Raw genomic sequence first — 3,921 nt, forward strand, 5'->3', positions numbered from 1 at the left:
GAATCAAGAATAAATGAATTTTTGTACTATTGTATGATCTTTTTAAGTGGCACAATTTGACCGAACAGGCTGGCATGGTCACTCCGAAATAACCACTTGTCTTTTTTGCTTATAATGAAGTAAATGATTAGTTCGATGACTGGAATAAAGACTGCGGTGATGATCCAAAATGGTTTATGAGCAGGATTAGTAGGACTTTGTTTGAAAAGATAATCTTCGGCCTTTTCAACAATCATCTTCCTCACAGGGTTTTCGTGTACATAGTTTATCCGTTGGTCTATCATTTCGTTATTATTCAACTGTATTGGGTGGCATCCTTCTTGCCAAAACTTATAGTTGGTGATTCGCTTATCATACTTACCCGCTTCGCGCAATGCACTGAGTGTCCAACTTCGACGGCTCTCTGGCTCATCTCCAATCTTTTTTACTATGGTCCTGGCTATATGTTTTTTAAAATCTCTAACAAATTCGCTTAAGTTATAAGGCATATCTGTTTGGCAAACCCCGCTTTTCCGGATTTGTACAATATAAGTTCAAAATGCCATACACATTTAGCTCCGTTGGTCTACATGTTGTAATCCGCGCTTTCTGGCAAAGATTTATTTGCGGGATCAAACCCCGATATATATCGCGGGCGAGTTTGTTAGGCGGCGATTGCAATCGAAGATCACCCTTAGGTAATTGAAAATCAGCGGAGCTAAATCGCCACCAGCTGCTTCAATATCAGCGGAGCTAAATCGCCACCAGCTGCTTCAATATTCCGATTAGCAGGGATGGGCAATTGCCCAAAGCCCGATTTTGGGAACAACCATCACCTTGGAACGGTTGAGTAAAAGAGGGTACCAAGCGTTGCTTACGTATTACGAAAAAGTTGCCCCACATTTTAATGAACCGCTGTATATGAGACCCGTACGTACAGTGGTGTGAGAGGTGCACCAGTGGGCTATTGGCTCACTGGCCATCTACTCGATTAGGTACAGTATTTTGTATTTATTTTTAGTCTTAAATTCATTTTGCCATTTATTTGAACGCATTAATTATTAGAAAAACAAGTCCAGTTAGAATTAGAAGTCCAAACAAACTGAGATGAGTTATTCTTCCATATTTTTGCCACTTTTTTAATTCTTGCACCCGTCTGGTTTCACCGTACATTTTAAATTCGTCCAGATGCCTTTCATATTCATCACTAATTTCAGTCGAGTCACTCACAAAAGGGTCTTTAGTCGCTGTGAAAGGAATAATGAAACAATAAAACTTGTCCACAAAAGAAAGAGGCTTATTTCTTGATTTTATTCTTATTTCAAGTCCCTTTTTAGCAATTTCTAATTCTTTATTAGTTGGTTTTCTTTTAATTATTTCTTCTTTAGATTGATGATATTCCTGATGTCTTTCGTTTCCTATTATTTCTAATAAGTCGACGAGTGAATATTGTTGTATCGATTTTTTAATTTTATAGGACATTCTTAGCCATTTATTAATTAATCTCAATCTTGTTCTCCGAAAAATTGAAATCATCATTTATAATTCTGTCAATTTCAATTTTCCGAAGATTTAGAAACTCTTTGAATTCAGGTATTTTTTTCGAATCTGTTATTTTAAATTCGTCAAAAGGAATACTCAAAATGAATTTCTCATTATTTTGAAATATTCCCATTAAATCATCATTTGTTGCGATTTTTTCTCTCAACTGATAATCATTATAAATGATGTAAGTTTTTTGGTTATCCTTATCAATTGAGATACCTATTGAAAAATCGGCATAATTATTATCTTCCGGAGGAGTGCCCAAAAACCAATAGACTAAATTATGATAATTATAATGGTCAATGATTGAATCTTTAGAAACTTTTATTACAGTCCAATCATTATGCTGAGCTTTGCCATATGAGAATTTAACTTTCTCTCCAGCGCTGAAGATTTCTGCCCATTCTTGAACAATGCTATTTGTGTTTTTTAGATTATTGCCCTTAATTAATACATATCTGTCAAAGTCGTAACCTTGAATTGATTCATGAGAAAATTCTCGTTCAGTCTCTTTTTTATTACTTGAATTACAACCCAAAATGGCAATTGAAAGAAATGTTATTATTATTGTTCGTATCATCTTTTTAATATTGTACCTAACGAAAAATTATAAGTTATGTGGCGGATTGCGAGCTGAATCTCTGTCCGAAAACAGACAGAACCAACACACGGAAATCCGCAGTTGGCGTGGCACAGAAGCCGCCATAGAATTTATAAAATGTTATAAAGCGTTTTTTAATTCTCATTTATCCAGTCCATTGCTTTTTTTATTACATAGTCATAGGGTTGCCTTATGGATTGATAAGAAAAATTAATTATTTCGTCAGGCTTTATTTTCCCTCCAAAAACATTTCCTTCTCTGTCTGCATAAATAGAACCTGTTAGTAAAATCATAGAGCCATCACTTAAAGTATAATTAGCATTTCCGGTAGATAATCCTCTGGTAGGTTCTCCAAAACTTTTGGTGTTACTCTTACAATGAAATGCTGTTACAACTACTTCTCCTGAACTTGCTGTCTTGTTTCCAGTTAATACGGCAATTGGATTTAAATCATTTATTAAATGATACGGTCTTTCACTTACTTTTACAATTGAAAATGAATCAACTCCCGATTCACCATCTCGGTAAAACCATGAAGATTTCTTGTTATTATTATCTATAAAGTAACCGCAAATTCCGTTACCCAATAATGGTCCCAGTCCTGTTAACATGGGCCAACAATTGCCACCAGTGTTTTCTCTTAAGTCAAGGATCCATCCTTTAAGTTTTTTATTATCAATCGATTTAATTTCAGCTTGCAAACTATCTGCATATTGTAAAATAGAAATCGAATCTCCACTACTAAATCCTTTCATATGGATATAGCCAATGTTTTGATTTAGGAGTTTGCCTTTAAATGTTATAATCTCATTACTATCTGCAGTTTTACTTGTTGTTTGCCATTTTTTAACTTGTTCCTTTGTCATAAAGAAACTGTGACTGTCTCCTAAATCTTTTAGAATTTCTTTTACAATTGGGTAGCAGATTTCTATTGAATCTGAATTATTTAGTCTTGCATATTCTTTCAGTCTAGCATATGCATCTTTCTTAATTTCGTTAAAATTAACTGAATCTCGTCTAATTGAATGTTCTTCGACTATATTTAATACTTCATCTAAATAGCCTTTGGGTGTATCAGTCTTTTTTTTGCTTTTGGAGCAACTTGTTAATGAAATTAATATGAAGAGTATAAATACGTATTTCATGATTTTTTAAATGCTTTATAACGTTGTTGTAAGTTCACTTGTGAATATATTCCAGTTATCTCTTTGCATTAAAAGTGAATATATTCCTCTAATTTGGTGAAAAATAGTTATGATTTACCGCCTTCATAAGCTTCGACTTTATTGATTTTCCTCATCGCATAAAACGTTCTTCGCCCTTACTAAGTAAGCAAACATTTAACATAGAAAAAAATATTTTGAGTGAATGGACTGTTTTATTGAGTGAATGGTGCTATTTGATGTGTGAATGGCAGGGGGGAAGCAAATGGGGGGTGGAATGTTTTAGAGAATCTATGATATTAACTTCTAATTCTTGCAAAACAATGCCGGGTTCACCGGATGCTTATTTTTCAGAACTTAACCGGGTCTTAAATTCTAATTTGTTATGATGTGTGTTTAATTATTTAATCTAAGTCGATTATTATTTTCAAATTCTCTTTTAGAGAGTCAATTAGCTCATTTGGAAGATCGCCAATTTTTTTAACTAATCGTTTATTGTCGATTGCTCTGATTTGGTCTATCATAACATCGCAATTCACTGTCAGATTCGCTTGTCCTTTTTTTAAATGAATTCTCAATATTTCTGAATCCATTTTGACCTTTGTTGTAAGAGGGCAAATAATTGTCGAAGGA

At 33.8% G+C, this 3,921-nt stretch carries 5 protein-coding genes; all 5 read right to left on the reverse strand.

Features of this window, described 5'->3' with window-relative positions; genetic code table 11:
* Window positions 1-26 precede the first annotated feature (26 nt).
* Window positions 27-488: a hypothetical protein gene (locus tag FHS86_RS18980; protein ID WP_429417595.1), complete on the reverse strand. Its 462-nt coding sequence runs from the start codon at window positions 486-488 to the stop codon at window positions 27-29.
* 532 nt (window positions 489-1,020) lie between these two features.
* Entirely contained in the window at window positions 1,021-1,461 is a 441-nt protein-coding gene (locus FHS86_RS18985; RefSeq protein WP_429417597.1) for a hypothetical protein, read from the reverse strand.
* 13 nt (window positions 1,462-1,474) lie between these two features.
* On the reverse strand, window positions 1,475-2,104 hold the full coding sequence (locus FHS86_RS18990) for a hypothetical protein (protein WP_429417600.1): 630 nt from the start codon (window positions 2,102-2,104) through the stop codon (window positions 1,475-1,477).
* A 155-nt stretch (window positions 2,105-2,259) separates the two neighbouring features.
* Window positions 2,260-3,270, reverse strand: a complete 1,011-nt coding sequence (locus FHS86_RS18995; RefSeq protein WP_429417602.1) for a S41 family peptidase — start codon at window positions 3,268-3,270, stop codon at window positions 2,260-2,262.
* A 422-nt stretch (window positions 3,271-3,692) separates the two neighbouring features.
* A partial coding sequence (locus FHS86_RS19000; protein WP_429417605.1) for a type II toxin-antitoxin system PemK/MazF family toxin occupies window positions 3,693-3,921 on the reverse strand: 229 nt, incomplete at its 5' end.

This window comes from Roseimarinus sediminis, from assembly GCF_050433125.1.
GTDB classification, from domain to species: Bacteria; Bacteroidota; Bacteroidia; order Bacteroidales; family Prolixibacteraceae; genus Roseimarinus; species Roseimarinus sediminis.

Bases quoted from the DNA above. Each gene is read 5' to 3' on its own strand.
- FHS86_RS18980 (WP_429417595.1), bottom strand. From the start codon at position 488: ATGCCTTATAACTTAAGCGAATTTGTTAGAGATTTTAAAAAACATATA.
- FHS86_RS18985 (WP_429417597.1), bottom strand. From the start codon at position 1,461: ATGTCCTATAAAATTAAAAAATCGATACAACAATATTCACTCGTCGAC.
- FHS86_RS18990 (WP_429417600.1), bottom strand. From the start codon at position 2,104: ATGATACGAACAATAATAATAACATTTCTTTCAATTGCCATTTTGGGT.
- FHS86_RS18995 (WP_429417602.1), bottom strand. From the start codon at position 3,270: ATGAAATACGTATTTATACTCTTCATATTAATTTCATTAACAAGTTGC.